General features: G+C 74.3%; 18 protein-coding genes and 3 tRNA genes. 13 read left to right on the forward strand and 8 right to left on the reverse strand.

The features are described 5' to 3' along the window. The first annotated feature begins 17 nt into the window (after positions 1–17). Genes nuoL through ACI79O_RS06155 form a run of 6 tightly spaced genes read left to right on the forward strand, consistent with a single transcriptional unit; the run spans position 18 to position 8,031 of the window. Positions 18–1,922 (forward strand): NADH-quinone oxidoreductase subunit L, encoded by a 1,905-nt coding sequence (gene nuoL, locus ACI79O_RS06130; RefSeq protein WP_456913580.1) that lies wholly within the window; start codon positions 18–20, stop codon positions 1,920–1,922. Between the two features lie 49 nt (positions 1,923–1,971). After that, entirely contained in the window at positions 1,972–3,639 is a 1,668-nt protein-coding gene (locus ACI79O_RS06135; protein ID WP_456913581.1) for an NADH-quinone oxidoreductase subunit M, read from the forward strand. Further along, entirely contained in the window at positions 3,639–5,186 is a 1,548-nt protein-coding gene (gene nuoN / locus ACI79O_RS06140) for an NADH-quinone oxidoreductase subunit NuoN (RefSeq protein ID WP_456913582.1), read from the forward strand. The genes ACI79O_RS06135 and nuoN overlap by 1 nt, the downstream gene beginning before the upstream one ends. Next, entirely contained in the window at positions 5,186–6,241 is a 1,056-nt protein-coding gene (locus ACI79O_RS06145) for a polyprenyl synthetase family protein (RefSeq protein WP_456913583.1), read from the forward strand. Before nuoN ends, ACI79O_RS06145 begins: the two co-directional genes overlap by 1 nt. A gap of 51 nt (positions 6,242–6,292) precedes the next feature. Beyond that, positions 6,293–7,495, forward strand: a complete 1,203-nt coding sequence (locus tag ACI79O_RS06150) for a PQQ-dependent sugar dehydrogenase (RefSeq protein WP_456913584.1) — start codon at positions 6,293–6,295, stop codon at positions 7,493–7,495. Beyond that, entirely contained in the window at positions 7,492–8,031 is a 540-nt protein-coding gene (locus tag ACI79O_RS06155) for a phosphotransferase-like protein (protein WP_456913585.1), read from the forward strand. The genes ACI79O_RS06150 and ACI79O_RS06155 overlap by 4 nt, the downstream gene beginning before the upstream one ends. A 1-nt stretch (position 8,032) precedes the next feature. Here the strand turns inward: ACI79O_RS06155 and ACI79O_RS06160 are convergent, their stop codons facing one another. After that, entirely contained in the window at positions 8,033–8,695 is a 663-nt protein-coding gene (locus tag ACI79O_RS06160; RefSeq protein WP_456913586.1) for a pyridoxamine 5'-phosphate oxidase family protein, read from the reverse strand. Positions 8,696–8,782: 87 nt separating this feature from the next. Between ACI79O_RS06160 and pdxR the strand changes: the two genes are divergently transcribed. Then, positions 8,783–10,171: a MocR-like pyridoxine biosynthesis transcription factor PdxR gene (gene pdxR / locus ACI79O_RS06165; protein WP_456913587.1), complete on the forward strand. Its 1,389-nt coding sequence runs from the start codon at positions 8,783–8,785 to the stop codon at positions 10,169–10,171. Positions 10,172–10,196: 25 nt separating this feature from the next. Here the strand turns inward: pdxR and ACI79O_RS06170 are convergent, their stop codons facing one another. Continuing rightward, on the reverse strand, positions 10,197–11,309 hold the full coding sequence (locus ACI79O_RS06170) for a 2-oxoacid:ferredoxin oxidoreductase subunit beta (protein WP_456888757.1): 1,113 nt from the start codon (positions 11,307–11,309) through the stop codon (positions 10,197–10,199). Beyond that, positions 11,306–13,249 carry a 2-oxoacid:acceptor oxidoreductase subunit alpha gene (locus tag ACI79O_RS06175; protein WP_456888760.1) on the reverse strand — a complete coding sequence of 648 codons (1,944 nt, stop codon included), beginning with the start codon at positions 13,247–13,249 and terminating at the stop codon, positions 11,306–11,308. The genes ACI79O_RS06170 and ACI79O_RS06175 overlap by 4 nt, the downstream gene beginning before the upstream one ends. 210 nt (positions 13,250–13,459) lie before the next feature. Between ACI79O_RS06175 and htpX the strand changes: the two genes are divergently transcribed. Further along, positions 13,460–14,329, forward strand: coding sequence for a zinc metalloprotease HtpX (gene htpX, locus ACI79O_RS06180; protein ID WP_456888792.1), 870 nt, complete (start codon positions 13,460–13,462; stop codon positions 14,327–14,329). Between the two features lie 11 nt (positions 14,330–14,340). Here htpX and ACI79O_RS06185 read toward each other — a convergent pair whose 3' ends face one another. The 4 genes from ACI79O_RS06185 to ACI79O_RS06200 form a co-directional block, all read right to left on the reverse strand. Further along, positions 14,341–15,279, reverse strand: a complete 939-nt coding sequence (locus ACI79O_RS06185) for an alpha/beta hydrolase (protein ID WP_456913588.1) — start codon at positions 15,277–15,279, stop codon at positions 14,341–14,343. Positions 15,280–15,366: 87 nt separating this feature from the next. Beyond that, a complete protein-coding gene (locus ACI79O_RS06190) occupies positions 15,367–15,645 on the reverse strand; it encodes an ATP-binding protein (protein WP_456874326.1) in 279 nt (92 codons plus the stop codon). A 375-nt stretch (positions 15,646–16,020) separates the two neighbouring features. Next, complete coding sequence (locus ACI79O_RS06195; protein ID WP_456913589.1) at positions 16,021–16,587, reverse strand: mycothiol transferase; 567 nt, start codon at positions 16,585–16,587, stop codon at positions 16,021–16,023. Between the two features lie 31 nt (positions 16,588–16,618). Further along, positions 16,619–17,110, reverse strand: coding sequence for a YajQ family cyclic di-GMP-binding protein (locus ACI79O_RS06200; protein WP_456874324.1), 492 nt, complete (start codon positions 17,108–17,110; stop codon positions 16,619–16,621). A gap of 92 nt (positions 17,111–17,202) precedes the next feature. Between ACI79O_RS06200 and ACI79O_RS06205 the strand changes: the two genes are divergently transcribed. Then, positions 17,203–17,284, forward strand: a tRNA-Tyr gene (locus ACI79O_RS06205). 65 nt (positions 17,285–17,349) lie between these two features. Here ACI79O_RS06205 and ACI79O_RS06210 read toward each other — a convergent pair. Next, positions 17,350–17,796, reverse strand: a complete 447-nt coding sequence (locus ACI79O_RS06210) for a pilus assembly protein TadG-related protein (protein ID WP_456888766.1) — start codon at positions 17,794–17,796, stop codon at positions 17,350–17,352. Between the two features lie 638 nt (positions 17,797–18,434). On the opposite strand from ACI79O_RS06210, the gene ACI79O_RS06215 reads away from it, so the two are divergent. From ACI79O_RS06215 to rpmG, 4 genes are all read left to right on the forward strand, one after another. Continuing rightward, complete coding sequence (locus ACI79O_RS06215; RefSeq protein WP_456888769.1) at positions 18,435–20,870, forward strand: putative bifunctional diguanylate cyclase/phosphodiesterase; 2,436 nt, start codon at positions 18,435–18,437, stop codon at positions 20,868–20,870. Between the two features lie 71 nt (positions 20,871–20,941). After that, positions 20,942–21,014 (forward strand) — tRNA-Thr (locus ACI79O_RS06220). A 45-nt stretch (positions 21,015–21,059) separates the two neighbouring features. Continuing rightward, positions 21,060–21,133, forward strand: a tRNA-Met gene (locus ACI79O_RS06225). A gap of 106 nt (positions 21,134–21,239) precedes the next feature. After that, positions 21,240–21,404 (forward strand): 50S ribosomal protein L33, encoded by a 165-nt coding sequence (rpmG, locus tag ACI79O_RS06230; protein WP_073421301.1) that lies wholly within the window; start codon positions 21,240–21,242, stop codon positions 21,402–21,404. Positions 21,405–21,427 lie beyond the last annotated feature (23 nt).

Here is a 21,427-nt window from a genome sequence, read left to right on the forward strand (position 1 = left end):
CGGGAGCCGGCATCCCCATGGACACCGTCGCGGCCGAGGGCCTGCTGTCCGCCTCCTGGCTGGTGATCGCCCTGCCGCTGCTCGGCGCTGCGGTGCTGCTGCTCGGCGGCCGGCGCACCGACGCCTGGGGCCACCTGCTGGGGACGGCGACCGTCGTGGTCTCGTTCGTCCTCGCGCTGCTGTGCACCGTGCAGCTGGCCGGCCTCGAGGAGCGCTCGGTCGACGCCGAGCTGTTCACCTTCGTCTCCGCCGGGTCGCTCGACGTCAGCGCCGGGCTGCTGGTCGACCCGCTGTCGGCGGCCTTCATGCTGCTGATCACCGGCGTGGGTGCGCTCATCCACGTCTACTCGATCGGCTACATGGCGCACGACCCGCGCCGCCGCCGGTTCTTCGCCTACCTCAACCTGTTCGTCGCCGCGATGCTGCTGCTCGTCCTCGGCGACAACTACGTGGCCCTCTACGTCGGGTGGGAGGGCGTGGGCCTGGCCTCCTACCTGCTCATCGCCTTCTGGCACGAGCGCCCGTCGGCGGCCACCGCCGCCAAGAAGGCGTTCATCATGAACCGGGTCGGCGACGTCGGCCTGGCCCTGGCGATCTTCGTCATGTTCGCCCAGCTGGGGACGGTGTCCTACGAGGGCGTCTTCGGCGGGGTGGGGGCGCTGGCGGGCGGCACGCTGACGGCGCTGGGCCTGCTCCTGCTGCTCGGCGCGTGCGGCAAGTCCGGCCAGTTCCCGCTGCAGGCGTGGCTCCCCGACGCCATGGAGGGCCCGACGCCGGTCTCGGCGCTCATCCACGCCGCGACGATGGTCACCGCCGGCGTCTACCTCATCGCCCGCTCCGCGCCGATCTACGACCTGACGCCCACCGCCCGCGCCGTCGTGCTGGCCGTCGGGGCGATCACCCTGCTCTACGGCGCGATCGTGGGCTGCGCGTACGACGACATCAAGAAGGTCCTCGCGTACTCCACGGTCAGCCAGATCGGCTACATGTTCCTGGCCGTCGGCCTCGGCCCGGTCGGCTACGCCGCGGCGATCGCCCACCTCCTCACCCACGGCTTCTTCAAGGCCGGGCTGTTCCTCGGCGCCGGATCGGTCATGCACGCCATGGACGACCAGGTCGACATGCGCCGCTTCGGCGGGCTCGCGCGGCGGCTGCCGATCACCTTCGTCACGTTCGGCCTGGGCTACCTGGCGCTGATCGGCTTCCCGTTCCTGTCGGGGTACTGGACCAAGGACGCGATCATCGAGGCGGCCCTCGACCGCGGCGACTGGTCGGGCTGGCTGCTCGGCGGCGTCGCCGTCCTCGGTGCCGGGCTGACCGCCTTCTACATGACCCGGCTGATGATCATGACCTTCTTCGGCCGCCCCCGGTGGACCGACGGCGTCCACCCGCACGAGTCGCCGACCGTCATGACCGCGCCCATGGTGGTGCTGGCCGTCGGCTCGGTGGCCGCCGGGTTCCTGCTGGTCCAGGTCTTCCCGCTGGAGGGCTGGTTCGAGCCGGTGTTCGGCGAGCCGGCGGAGGCCGAGCACGTGGTCGCGCCGGCCGTCGTCGGGATCGTGGTCACCGCCGTGATGGCCCTCGGGGTGCTCGCCGCGTGGCTGTTCGTGGGCCGCCGGGAGGTGCCCGAGGTCGCCCCGGCCCGGGTCTCGCCGGTGGTGCGAGCCGCACGCCACGCGCTCTACGCCGACGCGGTCAACGAGTCGCTGTTCATGCGGCCGGGCCAGTGGCTGACCCGCGCGCTGGTGTGGGTGGACAACCGCGGGGTCGACGGCGCGGTGAACGGCCTGGCCGCCACGCTCGGCGGCTCGTCGTCGCGGCTGGGCCGGGCACAGACCGGCTTCGTCCGCTCCTACGCGCTCGGGATGCTCGGCGGCGCGGTCGTCGTGGCCGGGGCGCTGCTGGCGGTGACGGCCGGGTGAGCGGGCTGCGGTCCCAGGAGAGGACGACGGAGAACGTGAGGGCGACGGCGTGAGCGACTCCCTGCTGCTCGTGGCGATGATCGCGGTACCCGCGGTGGGTGCGGCGGTCGTCGCCGCGCTGCCCCGTGACCGCACCCCGGTCGCCCGCCAGGTCGCCCTCGGGGTGAGCCTGGTCGTGCTGCTGCTCGCGGTGCTGGCCACCCTCGCGTTCGACCCCGACGGTGAGCGGTTCCAGCTGACCAGCTCCGTGCCGTGGATCCCCGGGTTCGGCGTCGACTTCGCCCTCGGCGTCGACGGCATCGCGTTGGTCATGCTGCTGCTGGTCGGCGTCCTGGTGCCGGTGGTGGTGCTCGCCTCGTGGGAGGACACCGCGCCGGCGCGGCGGTCGATGCGCACGTTCTTCGCCTGGCTGCTGCTGCTCGAGGCGTGCATGGTCGGCGTCTTCGCCGCCACCGACGTCTTCCTCTTCTACGTCTTCTTCGAGGCGATGCTCGTCCCGATGTACTTCATCGTGGGCAGCTTCGGCGGCCCGCGCCGGCAGTACGCCGCGGTGAAGTTCTTCCTCTACAGCCTGCTCGGCGGGCTGGTCATGCTCGCCGCGGTGATCGGGCTGTACGTGGTCAGCGCGTCGGCGGGGGAGGGGACCTTCGCCTTCGAGGCGCTGCGCGACCTCGAGATCGACCCCGACGTGCAGCGCCTGCTGTTCCTCGGCTTCTTCGTCGCCTTCGCCATCAAGGCGCCGCTGGTGCCGCTGCACACGTGGCTGCCCGACGCCGGTGCCGAGGCGCCGATCGGCGGGGCGGTGCTGCTCGTCGGCGTCCTGGACAAGGTCGGCACCTTCGGGTTCCTGCGCTACTGCCTGCCGCTGTTCCCCGAGGCCTCCCGCGAGTTCGCCCCGCTCGTGCTCGTGCTCGCCGTGGCCGGGGTGCTCTACGCGGCGCTGCTGGCGATGGGCCAGACCGACATGAAGCGGCTGGTCAGCTACACCTCGATCGCGCACTTCGGCTTCATCGCCCTGGGCGTGTTCGCCTTCACCACCGAGGCGGCCACCGGCGCGGTGCTGTACATGGTCAACCACGGCATCGCCACCGGCCTGCTGTTCATCGTCGTCGGCATGCTCATCGCCCGCGGCGGCTCCCGGCTGGTCGGCGACTACGGCGGCGTGGCCAGCCGCGCCCCCAAGCTCGCCGGGGTGTTCCTCGTCGCGGGGCTGGCGTCGCTGGCCCTGCCGGGCACCAACAGCTTCGTCAGCGAGTTCCTCGTGCTGATCGGGTCGTTCCCCACCCGGCCGGTGTTCACGGTCCTGGCCACCGCGGGGATCATCCTCGCCGCGCTCTACGTCCTGCTGCTCTACCAACGGACGATGCACGGCCCGCCGCGCGGTGTGCTGTTCCCGGCCGATCCCGCCGTGGCCGACGCCGTCACCGACGGCCCCGCCGGTCGCGGCGCGGCCGGCGGGCACGGGGCGACGGCTGCACCGGCGACCGCGACGGGGACGGCGACGCTCACCGCGCCCGCCCGCACCACCACGCTGCTGCGTGACCTCTCCCGCCGCGAGACGCTCGTCGTCGCCCCCCTGGTGGCGTTGATCCTGGTCCTCGGCTTCTACCCGCAGCCGCTGGTCCGGCTGATCGAGCCCGCCGTCGCGGCCACGATGAGCGACGTCGGCGCCGACCCGGCCGGGACCACCCCCGCCACGACCGAGGGGACCGACTGATGACGATCGAGGCGCCCGACCTGTCGCTGGCCGCGCTGGCGCCGCTGCTGTTCGTCTTCGGTGCCGCCTGCATCGGCGTCCTCGTGGAGGCCTTCGGCCCGCGCGACACCCGGCACCCGGTGCAGGTCGCCGTCGCGCTGGTCGGCACCCTCGGCGGGCTGGTCAGCACGCTGCTGCTCGCCGGCACCCGCGAGGTCACCGCCGGCGGCGCGCTCGCCGTCGACGGCACCGGGCTGTTCCTGCAGGCCACGATCGCCGGGCTCGGCGCGCTGTCGCTGCTGCTGTTCGCCGAGCGCAACCTCGACCCCGCGCGCTCGGCGTTCGTCGTCTCCGCCGCGGTGCCCGCCGGCAGCACCCGCGACCGCGAGCTGCTCACCGTCCAGCGGGTGCAGACCGAGGTCTACCCGCTGGCCACGTTCGCCATCGGCGGGATGATGCTGTTCGTCACCGCCAACGACCTGCTGGTCATGTTCGTGGCGCTCGAGGTGCTCAGCCTGCCGCTCTACCTGATCAGCGGGCTCGCCCGCCGCCGGCGGCTGCTGTCGCAGGAGGCGGCGGTCAAGTACTTCCTGCTCGGCTCCTTCGCCTCGGCGTTCTTCCTCTACGGTCTGGCGCTGGTCTACGGCGCCACCGGCAGCGTCCGGCTGTCCGCGGTGCGCGAGTCCGTCGGCGCGGGGGAGGCCGGCACGCTGCTCGTCCTCGGCCTGGCGCTGCTCGTCGTCGGCCTGCTGTTCAAGGCCAGCGTCGCGCCCTTCCACACCTGGACGCCCGACGTCTACCAGGGCGCGCCCACCCCGGTCACCGCGTTCATGGCGGCCTGCACCAAGGTCGCGGCGTTCGGCGCCATCCTGCGGCTGCTCTACGTCGCGTTCGGCACCGAGGAGTGGACCTGGCGGCCGCTCGTCTACGGCGTCGCCATCGTCTCCATGGTCGTCGGCGCGGTGCTGGGCCTCACCCAGACCGACCTCAAGCGGATGCTGGCCTACTCCTCGGTGGCGCACGCCGGGTTCCTGCTCACCGGTGTCCTCGGGCTGCCGGCCACCGGTGACGCCGCCGGGTCGGGCCTGCCGGCCGTCATGTTCTACCTGCTCGCCTACGGGCTGACCACGCTCGGCGCGTTCGCCGTGCTCACCCTCGTGCGCAGCGGCGAGGGCGAGGCCACCCACCTGTCCCAGTGGGCGGGCCTCGCGCAGCGCTCCCCGCTGACCGCCGCGGTGATGAGCCTGTTCCTGCTCGCGCTCGCCGGGATCCCGCTCACCAGCGGCTTCACCGGCAAGTTCGCCGTCTTCCGCGCCGCCATCGAGGACGGCGCCTGGCCGCTGGCCCTGGTGGCGCTGCTGGCCAGCGCGGTGGCGGCGTTCTTCTACCTGCGGGTCATCGTGCTCATGTACTTCTCCGAGCCCGCGGTCGACGGCCCGACCGTCGGCGTGCCCGGACTGCCGACGACGATCGTGCTCGCGGTGACCGCCGCGGCCACCCTGGTCCTGGGCGTCGTGCCCGGGGCGGTGCTCGGTCTGGCCGATCGGGCGGCTATCTTCGTCGGTTGATGACCGGACCCCGTGCCGCCGTCGACGGGAGCGCCCCGGCCGAGGTCTGGCACCGCATCGCGACCCCCGCCTCCACGATGGGGCCCTGGCTGCCGTCGGGGCCCCTCGGGGACTCCCTGGCGGAAGGCCTCGGCCGCGTGGAGGCCACCCTCGCCGCCGCGGTCACCAGCGAGCACCCCTTCGTCTCCGAGGCCGCCGGTCACCTCATGGCCGCCGGCGGCAAGCGGTTCCGGCCGATGCTGGCCCTGCTCGCCGCCCACCTCGGTGACGCCCAGGCGCCCGAGGTGGTCCGGGCCGCCGTCGTCTGCGAGCTGACCCACCTGGCCACGCTCTACCACGACGACGTGATGGACGAGGCCGACGTCCGGCGCGGGGCGCAGAGCGCCAACAGCCGCTGGACCAACAGCGTGGCGATCCTGACCGGGGACTTCCTCTTCGCCCGCGCCTCGGACCTGCTGGCCGACCTGGGCCCGGAGGCGGTCCGGATCCAGGCACGCACCTTCGAGCGGCTGGTCACCGGGCAGATCCGGGAGACCGTCGGCGCGCGGCACGGCGAGGACCGGGTGGCGCACTACCTCGAGGTGCTGTCCGACAAGACCGGCTCGCTGGTGGCCACCTCGGCGCGCTTCGGCGCCTCCTTCGCCGGCGTCGACGCGGACCTGGTCGAGGCGCTGACCCGGTTCGGCGAGGAGGTCGGCGTGGCCTTCCAGCTCTCCGACGACCTGCTCGACATCGTCACCGACGGCGCCTCGGGGAAGTCGCCGGGCACCGACCTGCGCGAGGGCATCGCGACCCTGCCGGCGCTGATCGCCCTGGCCGGGGATGACCCCGCCGACGCGCGGCTGCGCGAGCTGGTGTCCCGCCCGCTGTCCGACGACGACGAGCACGCCGAGGCGCTGACCCTGCTCCGCGGCTCCGCGGCGCTCGAGCGCGCCGGTGAGGTGCTGCGCGAGTACGCCGACCGGGCGCGCACGTCGCTGTCCGGGGTGCCCGCCGGGGAGGTCCGCGAGGCGCTGTCGGCGCTGTGCGACTACGTGGTCACCCGCACCAGTTGACGAAGGACCCCCATGCCCCCCACCGCTCGCACGCTCGCAGCGGGACCCTGCATGGGGGCCGCGGCCCTGGCCTGCCTGCTGCTGGCCGGCTGCGGCTCCGCGCCCGGACGCCAGGGCGAGGAGGCCGCCGCCGAGGTGCCCGACGCCGCGGGGACGCCCGACGCCGCGGCGCCGTCCCCTGCCGTCCCGGCGCTCGAGGTCGAGACCGTCCTCGACGGCCTCGACCACCCGTGGGACGTCGCCCGCGCTCCCGACGGGACCCTGCTGGTCGACGAGCGCGGCGGTGGGCTGACTGCGGTCCTGCCCGACGGCACCGCCCGGCAGCTCGACGCCGATCTCTCCGACCTCTTCGCCGACGGCGAGACCGGCCTGATGGGCCTGGTGCTCAGCCCCACCTTCGCCGACGACCGCCGGCTCTACACCTGCCAGGGGGTCGAGGAGGACGGCGGCGCGGAGATCCAGGTGATCGCCTGGACGGTGGACGAGGCCTGGACCACCGCCACCCGCGTCGCCGACCCGCTGCTCGGCGGCATCCCGGTCAACGAGGCCACCGGCCGGCACGGCGGCTGCCGGGTGCGGTTCGACCCCTCGGGCGCGCTGCTGGTGGGCACCGGCGACACCGCCGATGGCCGCACCCCGCAGGACCTCGGCACCCTGGCGGGCAAGGTGCTGCGCATCGACCCCGACACCGGCGGGCCGGCCGACGGCAACCCGTTCGCCGCCGACCCCGACCCCGCGACCCGGCTGGTGCTCAGCTACGGGCACCGCAACGTGCAGGGCATCGCGGTCCGGCCCGGGACCGGGCAGGTGTTCACCGTCGAGCAGGGCCCCGACCGCGACGACGAGGTGAACCTGTCGGTGCCGGGCGGCAACTACGGCTGGGACCCCGACGGCGCGGGCGGCCGCTACGACGAGAGCGTCCCGATGACCGACCCCGCCCTGCCCGGCGCCCGCGCCGCCGTCTGGTCCTCCGGCGACCCCACCGTCGCCACCAGCGGCGCGGACTTCGTCAGCGGTCCCGCGTGGGGCGGCTACGACGGTGTGCTGTTCGTCGGCGTGCAGAAGGACACCGGCGTGCTGGGCCTGCGGCTCGACGACGCCGGCCGGCTGGTCGAGCAGTTCCGGCTCCCCGAGCTCGAGGACACCGTCGGGCGGGTGCGCTCCCCGGTGTCCGGCGCCGACGGCGCGCTGTACCTCACCACCGACAACGGCGAGGGCGACGACCGCCTGCTCCGGGTCACGCCGGTCCGGTGACGGTCCTGCTGGTCACCGGAGCCCAGGCCTCGGGGAAGTCGACGGTCGGGCGCGCGGTGGCCGCGCGGGCGTCCCGGGGCGTCTTCCTCGACGGCGACACCTTCTGGCAGGCCGTCGTCTCCGGCCGCGCCGACATGGCAGACACCCCGTCCCCCGAGGCGGTCGCACAGCTCCACCTGCGGTACCGGGCGCTGGGCCGGGCGGCCCAGGTCTACGGCGAGGCCGGCTTCGCCACGGTCGTCGCCGACAACGTCTACGGCGACGACCTGCGGATCATCCGCGCGGCGGTCGCGCCGCTGCGCCTGCTCGCCGTCGCCCTCGTCCCGTCGCCCGAGACGATCGCGGCACGGGAGCGGGACCGGGGGTCGGGCGCGTACGCCGCCTGGTCGGGTCCCGGACGGTCGCTGCTCGACGCGGTGCGGGTCTTCGACGCGTGGGTGCGGGCGACGCCGGCCGACCTGCACCACGACTCGACCGACGAGACCCCCGACCAGACCGCGGCCGCGATCCACGCCTGGGCGCTGCGGGCCCGGTAGCTCAGCCGAGCCGTCGGCCGGTCACCCGGGCGGGGACCGGGACGTCCTCCGGGAGCAGGGGGTCGGGCTCGGGGTCACCGAGGACCGTGCGCACCGGCAGCACCCCGGCCCAGACCGGTGCCGCGAGGTCGCGCTCGTCGTCGGCGGGCGGGCCCGTGCGCACCTTGACGCTGGCCTCGGACAGGTCGAGGGCCAGCACCGCCGTTGCCGCCAGCTCCTTGCGGTCGGGCCGGCGGGTGGCCGCCCAGGAGCCCGGCGCCAGGTGCTCGGTGAGCGCCTCGAGCCCGAGCAGCCGCTCCTCGGGGTCGCTCACCACGCGGGCGGTCCCGTGCACGACGGCGCAGCGGTAGTTCATCGAGTGGTGGAACGCCGACCGGGCGTAGACCACCCCGTCGACGTGCGTGACCGTGAAGCAGACCGGCGTGCCCGTCGCCGCGGCGCGCAGGCTCGCTGCGCCGGTCGAGCCGTGCAGGTAGAGGGTGTCCCCCCGCCGTCCGTAGCCGGTGGGCAGCACGACGGGCGTGCCACCGACGACGATCCCCAGGTGGCCGACCAGGCCGGCGTCGAGGACGGCGTACAGATCGGCGCGGTCGGTGCGGGCGCGCGCGGCACCCCGGCGGACGGTGCTGCGGGCGGTGGGCGACAGCGGCGGGGCAGGGGTCACCCCAGCAGACTGCGGGCTCCACTGGCCTGCCGGAAGGGCCAGTACGCTGCCGTTCCGGCAGGCCAATCGGACGAGGGAGGGCGCCGCGTGCAGGTCCCGCCCGTGGTGCTCGACCGCAGGTCGGGGCGGCCGCTGGCCACGCAGCTGGCCGACGCGCTGCGCGCCGCGGCCGCCGACGGCGCCCTGCGCCCCGGCGACCGGCTGCCCTCCACCCGGGAGCTCGCCGCCGCCCTGCGGGTGAGCCGCACCGTCACCGCCGCGGCCTACGACCAGCTGGTCGCCGAGGGCTGGGCCGCCGGGCGCCGCGGCGCGGGCACGTTCGTGGTCGGCGCGGCGCCGTCCGGGCCGGCACTGCGCGAGACGCGGGCCGCGGCGCCGGCCGAGCGTCGGCCTGCGGTCGACCTGCGCGCCGGGTCGCCCTGCCTGGAGGTGCTCGACCGGGCCGCGTGGCGACGGGCCTGGCGCACGGCCGGCGACGTCCCGCCCGACGCCGGCCCCGACCCGGCCGGGGACCGGGCCTTCCAGGCGGCGGTCACCGAGCACCTGCTGCGGCACCGGGGACTGCCGGTCGACCCGGCCGCGGTGCTGGCCACCGCGGGCACCTCCGCCGCGGTGGCGGAGGTGGCCCGGCTCCTCCCGCCCGGCAGCCGGGTCGGCGTCGAGGACCCCGGCTACCAGCGGGCGGTGGAGGCGCTGCGGTCGGCCGGGGCCGAGGTGGTGCCCTGCCCGGTCGACGACGACGGCCTGGTCGTCGACGCCGTGCCCGCGGGGCTGGCCGCCGTCTACTGCACCCCGGCCCACCAGTGGCCCCTCGGGCGTCGGATGTCGGCGGCGCGGCGGGTCGCGCTGGTCGCCCGGGCGCGGGCGGAGGGCTGGTGGGTCCTCGAGGACGACTACGACGGCGAGCTCCGCTACGACGTCGCCCCGCTGCCGCTGCTGGCCGCGCTCGGCCCCGACGTCGTCGTGCACCTCGGCACGAGCAGCAAGGTCGTGAGCCCGACGCTGGGTGTCGGGTGGGTGGTGGCGCCGCCGGCCCCGCGGGCGGACCTGCTGGCGCAGCGGACCGCGACCGGCAGCCGGCCGGCCCGCGCGGGACAGCGCGTGCTCGCGGCCATGGCCGCCTCCGGTGACCTGTCCCGGCACCTGCGGCGGCTGCGCCGGGAGCTGTCCGAGCGGCGGGCCCTCGTGGTGCAGGCGCTGGCCGCGGCGGGCGTGGCCGTCACCGGGGACCCGGCGGGCGCGCACGTGCTGGTCCCGCTGCCGGACCGCGCGGCCGAGGAGGCGGTGGTCGCCGCCGCGGCCGCCCGCGGGCTCGCCGTCGACGGGCTGGCCCGGCACCGGACCGGCTCGGGGCCGCACGAGCCGGCCGCCGGTCTGGTCCTGGGCTTCGCCGCCCCGTCCCGCGCCGAGCTCACCGGGGTGCTCCCCGTCCTCGCCGGGGTGCTCGCGGATACGCGCCGGGCCCGCCTCCCCTGAGGGAGACGGGCCCGGCGGAGGCGCCTCAGGCGGAGACGGTCCAGGTGTCGTTGCCGGCCAGCAGCGCGTCGAGGTCGCCGGGGCCCTGCGTGCGGGCCTCCTCGAGCTGGTCGAGCATCATCCGGTCGTAGGTCGGCTTGCTGACCGAGCGGAAGACGCCCATCGGCGTGTAGCGCAGGTCCTGGCTCGACAGCCGCGACAGCGCGAACGCGTAGGACGGGTCCTCCCGCGTCGCGTCGTGGACGACGATCTCGCTGGCGTCGACCTGGTTGGTCTCGGCGATCCGCAGGCCCCCGAAGTCGTCGCGCACCACGCACGAGGCGCCGTCGGGACCGAACACCAGCGGCTCGCCGTGGCGCAGCGGGATCGTCCACATCGGGCCGGTCGACGGGTCCTTGAGCAGGTCGAAGGCGCCGTCGTTGAAGATGTTGCAGTTCTGGTAGATCTCCACCAGCGCGGTGCCCCGGTGCTCGGCGGCCTGCCGCAGCACCTCGGTGAGGCCCTTGCGGTCGGAGTCCATGGCCCGGCCCACGAAGGTGGCGTCGGCACCGAGGGCCAGCGAGACCGGGTTGAACGGGTGGTCCAGCGAGCCCATCGGGGTGGACTTGGTGACCTTGCCGACCTCGGACGTGGGGGAGTACTGGCCCTTGGTCAGCCCGTAGATCCGGTTGTTGAACAGCAGGATCGTCATGTCCACGTTGCGGCGCAGTGCGTGGATCAGGTGGTTGCCGCCGATCGACAGCGCGTCGCCGTCGCCGGTGACGACCCACACCGACAGGTCCGGCCGGGAGGCGGCCAGGCCGGTGGCGATCGCCGGGGCGCGGCCGTGGATCGAGTGCATCCCGTAGGTGTTCATGTAGTACGGGAAGCGCGAGGAGCAGCCGATGCCCGAGACGATGACCATGTCCTCGCGGGCGATGCCGAGGCTGGGCAGGAAGCTCTGGACCGCGTTGAGGATGACGTAGTCACCGCACCCCGGGCACCAGCGCACCTCCTGGTCGGTCTTCATGTCCTTGGCCTTGAGGGCGGTCTGCTTCTCGCCCTGGCCGGCCACGGAGTCGGCGATCGCCTGCTGGATGCGGTCGTCGATCGGCGTCCCCGGCATGCCGAGGTCGTGCACGTGCGGGGAGGTGGTCACTGCTGGCCTCCGGTGCTGGCGGTCGGGGCGGTGGAGTCGATGACGTCCTGGACCACGGCGGCGAGCTCGGCGGCCCGGAAGGGCAGCCCGCGCACCTGCGTGTGGCTCTGGACGTCGACGAGGTACCTGGCGCGGAGCAGCAGCGCGAGCTGCCCCATGTTCATCTCGGGGCAGACCACCCGGTCGTACCGGCCCAGGACCTCGCCGAGGTCGGCCGGCATCGGGTTGACGTGCCGCAGGTGGATCTGGGCGACCTTGCGGCCCGAGCGGCGGACCCGCCGGCAGGCGGCCCCGATCGGCCCGTAGGTGGAGCCCCAGCCGATGACCGCGACCCGTGCGTCGCCGTCGGGGTCGTCGACGTCGGTGGCCGGGATGTCGGCCGCGATGCCGTCGACCTTGGCCTGCCGCAGCCGGGTCATCAGGTCGTGGTTGGCCGGGTCGTAGGAGATGTTGCCGGTCCGGTCGGCCTTCTCCAGCCCGCCGACGCGGTGCTGCATGCCCGCGGTGCCCGGGACGGCCCACGGGCGGGCCAGCGTCTCGGGATCGCGCAGGTAGGGCAGGAACTCCGGCGTCCCGTCGGCGGCCGCGCCGTTGGGCTCGGTGGCGAACTCGACCCGCAGGTCGGGCAGCTCGTCGACGGCGGGGATGGCCCACGGCTCGGCGCCGTTGGCCAGGTAGCCGTCGGACAGCAGCATGACCGGCGTCCGGTACTTGAGCGCGATCCGCGCCGCCTCGAGCGCGGCGTCGAAGCAGTCGCCGGGGGAGCGGGGCGCGATCACCGGCAGCGGGGCCTCGCCGTTGCGGCCGAACATCGCCTGCAGCAGGTCCGACTGCTCGGTCTTGGTCGGCAGGCCGGTCGAGGGACCACCGCGCTGCACGTCGACGACGACCAGCGGCAGCTCGATCATCACCGCCAGGCCCAGCGCTTCGGACTTCAGCGAGACACCGGGGCCCGACGTCGTCGTGACGCCGAGCGCGCCGCCGAACGAGGCGCCCAGCGCGGCACCGATGCCGGCGATCTCGTCCTCGGCCTGGAACGTGCGCACGCCGAAGGACTTGTGCCGGGACAGCTCGTGGAGGATGTCCGACGCCGGGGTGATCGGGTACGCACCGAGGAACACCGGCAGGCCCGAGCGCTGCCCGGCGGTGACCAGCCCGAGGGCCAGCGCCTGGTTGCCGGAGATGTTGCGGTAACGGCCCGGGGCCATCGGCGCGGGCTTGATCTCGTAGGAGACCGCGAAGGCCTCCGTCGTCTCGCCGTAGTTGTAGCCGGCGCGGAAGGCCGCGATGTTGGCCGCGGCGATCTCGGGCTTGCGGCGGAACTGCCGCTCCAGGAAGCGGACCGTGCCCTCGGTGGGCCGGTGGTACATCCAGCTCAGCAGGCCGAGGGTGAACATGTTCTTGCTCCGCTCGGCCTCCTTCTTGCCGAGCCCGGAGTCGGCGAGCGCCTCGAGCGTCATGGACGTCAGCGGGACGGCGACGACCTGCCAGCCGTCGAGCGACCCGTCCTCGAGCGGGTTGGTCGCGTAGCCGACCTTCGCGAGGTTGCGCGGGGTGAACTCGTCGCTGTCGGCGATCACCAGGCCGCCGCCCGGGAGGTCGGCGAGGTTGGCCTTGAGGGCCGCGGGGTTCATCGCCACCAGGACGTCCGGGGCGTCGCCCGGCGTCATGATGTCGTGGTCGGCGAAGTGCAGCTGGAAGGAGCTGACGCCGGGCAGCGTCCCCGTCGGCGCGCGGATCTCGGCGGGGAAGTTGGGCAGCGTCGACAGGTCGTTGCCGAAGGACGCGGTCTCGCTGGTGAAGCGGTTGCCGGTCAGCTGCATGCCGTCACCGGAGTCGCCGGCCAGCCGGATGACGACCCGGTCGAGCTCGACGACGCTCTTGACGAGCCCACCGGGGGCCGAGCTGCCGGGCGTCGTGGACGGTTCGAGAGCAGTCATCAGGCGTGTTACCTCCAGCGGCCGAGGTTACGTGGCGGTGTGCCGGCTGGTTCCGTGACGCGGATCACGGACGGTAGCCGACGCGCCCGAGTACGGGGTCTCCTCAACGCAACCCCGGCCGGGCGGCAGGCATTCCGGACGGCGTCGTCCGTGAGGGGGGTCGCAGTCGGTGGCGGGGAACGGGGGTCGCCGTCGTTCCGTTCACGTGAGGTGCGGCGGTGGGGCAACGGGGTGCGGACCGCGCTCCTGCTGGGGGCGATGGCCGGCGTCGTCCTCGCCGTGGGCGGTCTCGTCGCGGGCCGGGCGGGACTGCTCGTCGCGCTGGTCGTGGCCCTCGGGGTCAACGGGTGGGCCTGGTACCGCTCCGACCGGCTGGCCCTGCGCGCCATGCGCGCCTTCCCGGTCACCGAGACCCAGGCACCGGGCCTCTACGCGATGGTCCGCGAGCTGGCCACGCAGGCGCGCCAGCCCATGCCGCGCCTCTACGTCAGCCCCACCGACCAGCCCAACGCCTTCGCCACCGGGCGCACGCCGCGCCGGGCCGCGGTCTGCTGCACCCAGGGTGTCCTCGAGCTGCTCGACCGCCGGCAGCTGCGCGCGGTGCTCGCCCACGAGCTCTCGCACGTCTACAACCGCGACGTCCTGATCGGGTCGGTCGCCGGCGCGCTGGCCGCCGTCGTCACCTACCTGGCGCACCTGGCCACGTTCAGCGCGCTGTTCGGCAACCGCGACGACGAGCGCGACGACGGCGCGGGCCTCCTCGGCACGCTGCTGCTGGTGCTGCTCGGCCCGCTGGCCGCCGTCCTGGTGCGGCTCGCGGTCAGCCGCAGCCGCGAGTACGAGGCGGATGCCGAGGGTGCCCGCCTCTCCGGTGACCCGCTGGCCCTCGCGAGCGCGCTGCGCCGGATCGGCGCGGGGGCGCAGGCCCGGCCGCTGCCGCCCGACGACCGGCTGGTGGCGCAGAGCCACCTCATGATCGCCCCGCCGTTCCGGCCGGTCGGGCTGGCGGCGCTGTTCGCCACGCACCCGCCGATGGCCGAGCGGATCGCCCGCCTGGAGCGGATGGCGCGGGAGGGCTGACGGCCGGCCGCTCAGGTGGCCACCGGGCGGGTCCCGAAGGTCTCGGCCAGGCGCCGGCCGATCAGCCGGCGGGCCTCGTGCGCGTCGTCGACCAGGCCGCCCAGCAGCACGAAGGGGTGCACGTGCCCGGTGAAGCACGTGTACTCCGTCGGGACGCCCGCCTCGGCCAGGGCCCGGGCGTAGGCGGCGCCCTCGTCGACCAGGGGGTCGCACCCGGCGGTGACCACGGTGGCCGGCGCCAGCCCGGTCAGGTCCTCGGCCATCGCGGGCGACAGCCGTGGATCGGACCGGTCGGCGTCGCCGCCGTAGACCGCCAGGAACCAGTCGATGTCGCGGTGGGTGAGGAAGTGGCCCGCCCCGTAGCTGCGGTAGCTGTCGGTCCGTCCGGTGCGGGCGTCGACGAGCGGGTACACGAGCACCTGGTGTGCCAGCGGCGGCCGGGCGTCGCGCAGCGCCTGCGCGATCCCGGCGGCGAGGTTGCCCCCGGCGCTGTCGCCGGCGACGGCGACCCGCGCGGGGTCGGTCCCGAGGCCGCTGCTGCCGTCGAGCAGGGCGCGGGTGACGGCGAGGCAGTCGTCGAACGCGGCGGGGAACGGGGCCTCCGGAGCCCTGCGGTAGTCGACCGACACGACGACGGCTCCGGAGTACCGGGCGATGTCGCGGCAGGTCGTGTCATGGGTGTCGAGGTCGCACAGCACCCACCCGCCGCCGTGGAAGTACGCCACCACCGGCAGCCCGTCGTCGTTGCTGGGGCGGTAGACCCGGACGGGCACGTCGCCGGCCGGACCGGGGAGCGTCGTGTCCCGCACGTCGGCCAGGTCGGCGCGCTCGCCGGTGAGGGGCACGACGGCGGCCAGCTGCGCCCGGTTCTCCTCCACCGTGCAGGCGTCCAGTGGCGGGGCGTCGGCGACCATGTCGAGGAAGGCCTGGGACTGGGGGTGGACCGGCATGGCCGGGACGCTAGGGATCCCGCGGACGCCGCTGGTACCCCCGGCCAGGGGTGGCGGACCGACCGCCCGGGCCCTCCGGGTCCGCGCTCAGGCCGCCCCGACGTGCGCCCAGACGTGCTTGCGGCCGTCGTCGAGGACCCAGCCGTGCGCGGGGCACAGCCGGGCGACGAGGTGCAGGCCCAGCCCCCCGCGGGCCGGGTCCCGGTCGTGAGCGGGCACGGGAGGGCGCTCGACGGCGGCGTCGGTCACGTCGACGGTCCAGCCGCCCCCCGTGGCCACGACGTGGACGAGGACCGGCGCCCGCCCGTGGCGCAGACCGTTGGAGGTCAGCTCCTCGTAGACGAGGAGCAACTCGTCGACGTCCACGGGCGCACGGTGGCGGAGCCAGGCCGTGTCCACGGTCTCGTGGAGCTCGCCGCGACTCACCGTCAGGTCGATGGGTGTCCGCAGCGCGCGTCCCCAGACCAGGAGCGCCGGACCGGGGACGGGCGGGAGCGGCCGCTGGGTCCAGGACACGTGTTCCATGTGTGCACCCTCTGCTCGGGCTGTGTGGCGGCCCTGTGGGGCGGAGCCGCTCCACCGCGCGAGCGCTCTCCGACCGATGCCGTTCCGGATCCCGAGCGTAAGTCGGCGGCGCGGTCGGCCCTCGCTGGCGCCCGTCCGGCCCGGCCCGGCGTGACGGAACGGAACCGGCCTGATCCCGCGCGTGAGATGGCGGACGGGGGAGCGGGTGGGCCGGCGTCAGCCCCGGGTGGCGCCCGCCGGTCGCCACCCGGCGGGAGGGTCCTCGCCGACCAGCCCGTCCACGGCCTCGCGGAGCAGGTCGGCGTGGCCGGTGTGCCGCCCGTACTCCTCGACCAGGTCGCAGAGGAGCCGGCGCAGGCTGGCCCGGCGGTCCCCGTCGCCCATGGCGGTGAGCTGGTCCAGGCCGCCGTTCGCGAGGGCCGCCGCCAGCCGTGCCCGGGAACGTTCGACCGCGCCGTCCCAGAGTGCGTACAGCTCCTCGGGGGGATCGTGCGCCGCGGAAGCGAACTCCCAGCCCTCGCCGTCCCAGTCGGCCACCCAGGGGCCGTCGGGCCGCCCACCGGCCAGCTTGGTGCTGCTGGTGACGTCCTCCACGACGGCCAGGTGCTTGAGCAGGCCGCCGAGGGTCAGCGAGGAGGCGCCGACGCGGACCTGCAGTCCCCGCGCGTCCAGTCCGTCGGCCTTCCAGCGGAACGCGGCGCGCAGGCGTTCCAGCGCGCCGGTCAGGTGCTCCAGCTCGGTGCCGGCGAGCGGTGGTTCCCAGGGGGTGTCGTCGGTGGGCACCGCGTCACCGTAGGGGCGCTGCGGCCGCCGGTCAGCGGTAGTTGTCGAACTGCAGGGCGACGTCGAGGTCCTTGCCGCGCAGCAGCTGCTGCACCGCCTGCAGGTCGTCGCGCTTCTTGCCGCTGACCCGCAGCTGGTCGCCCTGGATCTGCGCCTGCACGCCCTTGGGTCCCTCGTCGCGGATGATCTTGGCGATCTTCTTGGCGGTGTCGGACTCGATGCCCTGCTTGATGCGCGCGGACAGCTTGTATGCCTTGCCCGAGGCCTGCGGCTCGTCGGCGTCGAGCGCCTTGAGCGAGATGCCCCGCTTGACGAGCTTGTCCTTGAAGACGTCGAGGGCGGCGGTGACCCGCTCCTCGGTGTCGGCCTCGAGCAGGACGCCGTTCTCGCCCGCCCAGGAGATGCGGGCGTTGGTGCCGCGGAAGTCGAAGCGCTGGGAGAGCTCCTTGCCCGCCTGGTTGAGCGCGTTGTCGATCTCCTGGCGGTCGACCTTGCTCACCACGTCGAAGGACGAGTCGGCCATGTCTGCTCCTCACCTCCCGCGCGGGGGTGACCCGTGCGGGACCCGTCGGGGCCGTGCCGGCCCGTCTTGTACGCTCTCTCCCGTGGCACCACGGCGGGTTGCCCGAGTGGCCAATGGGAGCGGACTGTAAATCCGTCGGCTTAGCCTACGAAGGTTCGAATCCTTCACCCGCCACACCCACGGACAGCGGCCCCCGACCGGCAGGTCGGGGGCCGCTGTGCGTCCGGGCCGGCCCGGTCTCAGCCCAGCGTCGGCGCCCGCGCTCCGGCGACGGCGTCGACCTGCAGCGGCCGGCCGCCGAGGAACAGCCAGCCGAAGGCGATGTCCACCGAGCGCGCGCAGCGGACGGTCACCTCGGTGCCGTCGGTCTCGGCCGACCAGGTGTCGAGGGCGGTCCCGCCGTCGGCGAGGTGGTCGGCGACGGCGGCGCGGGCGGTCTCGGTGGTCAGCGGCAGGGCTGCGCCCACGCCCGCGGCGTAGACCCGCTCCTCGTCGGCCCGGTTGGCCGCGGCCAGTGCCGCGCCGTCGCAGGCCGCCTGCAGGTCCTGCTGCTCGAGGAAGGCGTCGGAGGCCGCGACCGCCCCGAGCGCCATGAACGCGGCCACCAGCCAGCAGACCAGCACGAAGGGCAGCGCGGAGCCGCGCTCCGGGCAGGTCCCCGTCGCCCGCTCGTCCGCCGTCCGCACGTCGCGCAGCGTAGGACCCCCTGCCTCCCGCGCAGCGGCTCTGTCCAGGAGGATCCGTCTCATGAGACACTCCGTTCACTCGTTTCGGTGACGGATTGCTTACTCACAGTGACTCACGGTGGCGACATAACGGTTCGTCACTCCATCGTGATCCTGCGTGCTTGCCTCGCCCGAGTGGCGGGCAGCAGGGTTCCGGGCGCGGTCCGTACACGAACGACGCTCTGCCCCCGCGCCTGGGTGACAGCCCGCAGTCCCAAGCTGTCCTTTCCATGCCTGAGGAGGCGTCATGAACGAGCGCGGTGCGCGTTGGGGTCGGGGTGCGCGGTGGGGTCGCGGTGCCCGTTGGGGCCGGGGCGCTCGCTGGGGACGCTGACGTCCTGAAGGAGGACGGCTCCGAGCCGTCCTCCGGGGTGGGCGATCGACTCGGTCGCCCACCCCGTGCGAGTGAGGCCGTTCTGCTGTCCCTGCTGTGTGGGATGGTCCGCTGTTAGCGTCAGCCCTCACTCGTCCCCTCGCAGAACCAGGTCGCCGTGGCCGAAGAGTCCCTCCCTGCGCCATCGCGCATGCGATCGTCGCTCCAGGGACCCTGGGGGCCCGCGGTCCCGGCGGCGGTGGTCGCCGTCCTCGCATTCGTCCTCGTGCTGTTGCCGAGGTCCGAGGCCTTTCCCGGGTGGATGGTCCTCGTGGTCACCGCCGCGTTCCTGGTGACCGAGACCTTCCCGCTGCAATTGGAGTTCCGACGGCAGACCTTCGAGTGGTCGGTCAACGAGCTCGCGCTGACGGTGGCACTGGTCACGATCGGTGGCCCCTGGGCTGCGCTGGCCCGGGTGGCCGCGCTCGGTGTCGTGCTGACCGGTCAGCGCTACAGCCTGGCCAAGTCGGTCTTCAACGTGGCCAGTGCCGTGACCGAGACCGCTGTCGCGGCCCTGGTCTACTCGGCCCTGTCCACCGGTGACGCCGGCGACCCGCAGACGTGGCTGGCCCTCCTGCTCGCAGTGGCCGCAGCTGACGTGGCCGGCGCTGTCCTCGTCGCCCTCGCGATCACGGTGACCGGGGGCTATCCCGGTCACGGCCTGTGGACCGAACTGCTCGTGCCCATCGGTGTCGTCGGTCCGCTCGCGGTCGCCGCCGGGCTGGTCGCCGTCCTGCTCGTGGACGCCAGTCCGTGGGCGTGGGTGCTGATCATCCCCGTCGTCCTCGCGGTCGTCGTGCTCTTCCGCCGGTTTGCCGGAGTCGCGCGCGAGAGCGCCAGCCTCGAGCGCGTGTACGAGTTCGCTCGCCGGATCGAGCAGATCTCCTCGGACGAGGACGGCCCGCGGCGCATCGCCGAGGCGGTCAAGGAGCTGCTCAACGCGGACAAGGTCGCGCTGTGGCTGCCGCCCTACCTCGACGAGGCGCCTCGCCTCGTCGTGGCCGGCGACGGCGGCGTCACGTGGTACGACGGGCCCGCCGACCCCGAGGACGTGCTCCGCCAGCGGGCCCTGACGCCCGGCTCGTCGGAGCCGGTGCTGGTGACCGCGGCCCGGGCGACCGCGGCCGAGACCGCCGCCCTGGCCCGCCGCGGCGCCCAGGAGGTCCTCGGTGCCCCGGTGGCGACCGCGGCCGGCGAACCGGGCTACCTCGAGGTGTGCGACCGGCGCAGCGACGTCGTGTCCTTCTCCGGCAGCGACCGCTCCGCGCTGGACTCGATGCTGACCCACGTCAACGCCGCGATCCGCCAGCAGCAGCTGCTGACCCAGATCCGCTACGACGCCGACCACGACCGCCTCACCGGCCTGCCCAACCGGCAGCGGCTGGCCGCCGAGATCGACCAGTTGCTGACGGCCGACCCGGTCGGCGCCCGCGCGGGGCTGGTGCTCGCCGCCCTGGACAACCACACCGAGATCGTCGACACCCTCGGCCACGCCGCCGCCGACGAGCTGCTGCTGGTGACCGCCGGGCTGCTGCGGGAGCACGCGCCGCCGGACGCCCTGGTGGCCCGCATGGAGGGCGGGCAGTTCGCCGTGCTGCTGCCGGGCCTGTCCCTGGCCGCCAGCGAGCGCGCCGCGCGCCGGCTGCGCGAGGCGACCTCCACCCGCGCCCGCGTCGCCGGCCTGGACCTCGAGGTCACGCTGACCATCGGCGTCGCCGCCGCGCCCGTGCACGGCACCGACGCGGGCTCCCTCATGCAGCGGGCCGACGTCGCCCTGCTCGCCGCCACCGACAGCTCCGGCGTGGCCAGCTACCACCAGGTCCTCGACCAGCAGAGCCTGCGCCGCCTGCAGCTGGGCACCGAGCTCGAGCAGGCGATGACCGACGGCCAGATCAGCGTGGTCTTCCAGCCGATCATCGACGCCCGCACCTCCGACATCGTCTCGGTGGAGACGCTGGTGCGCTGGGCCCACCCGCGCTTCGGTGCCATCCCGCCCGACGACTTCATCCACCTCGCCGAGCAGATCGGCCGCATCGGCGCGCTCACCGACCACGTGCTCGACCTGGCGCTGGCCCGCTGCCGCCGGTGGCTGGACCAGGACATCGGCCTGTCGGTCGCGGTGAACCTCTCGGCGCGCTGCCTGGCCGAGCCCGACCTGGTCGAGCGGGTGCAGCGGGCGCTGCGTCGGCACGGGGTCCCCGGCGAGCTGCTCATCCTCGAGCTCACCGAGGGCAGCGTGGTCGACGACTCGGTGCGCTCCAGCACCGTCCTCGCCGAGCTGCACGCGCTGGGCCTGCGGCTGTCGATGGACGACTTCGGCACCGGCTACTCGTCGCTGTCGCAGCTGCGGCAGCTGCCCATCGACGAGGTGAAGATCGACAAGTCCTTCGTGCTGGGCATGTCCACCAGCCAGGGCGAGTCGTTCATCGCCCGGTCGATCATCGAGCTGGCGCACAACCTGGGCCTGCGGGTCGTCGCCGAGGGCGTCGAGGACGAGCTCACCCGCAAGCTGCTCACCGAGATGGGCTGCGACAAGCTGCAGGGCTTCCTGGTCAGCCGGCCGCTGCCCGACGAGCGGCTGGAGAGCTGGCTGCTGGCCCGCACGGGCGTGCGCTCGGCGGCCCCCGGGGCCCAGCACCGCCGGCTGTTCGTCCGCGCGTGAGGCAGGCCTCCCTGCCCCCCGCGGGGAGGCCGGAGGGCGTCGGGTATAGTCCTCGACGGCTCCTCGAGCACGCCCCTTTAGCTCAGTCGGCAGAGCGTCTCCATGGTAAGGAGAAGGTCTACGGTTCGATTCCGTAAAGGGGCTCCGACCCACCGGTCCAGTCGTGAGACCGGGCCGCGCGGTCTTCCCGGCGGTGTAGCTCAGCCAGGCAGAGCAAGCGGCTCATAATCGCTGTGTCACCGGTTCAAATCCGGTCACCGCTACTCCAGACGGACCCCGGGCCCCCGGGGTCCGTCGCCGTGTCGGCACCCGCCGGCACGGTCCCCCGGCCCGTGGCGGGCCGGTCCGCACAAGGCTAGGAGAGCCTCCATGGCAGCCACCGACGTCCGTCCGAAGATCACCCTGGCCTGCCAGGAGTGCAAGAACCGCAACTACATCACCCGCAAGAACCGGCGCAACGACCCCGACCGGCTCGAGCTGAAGAAGTACTGCCCCAAGGACAAGCGGCACACCGTCCACCGCGAGACCCGCTGACGCCGGTCCGCGACGGAGCAGGG

Source organism: Geodermatophilus sp. SYSU D00696 (assembly GCF_054050235.1).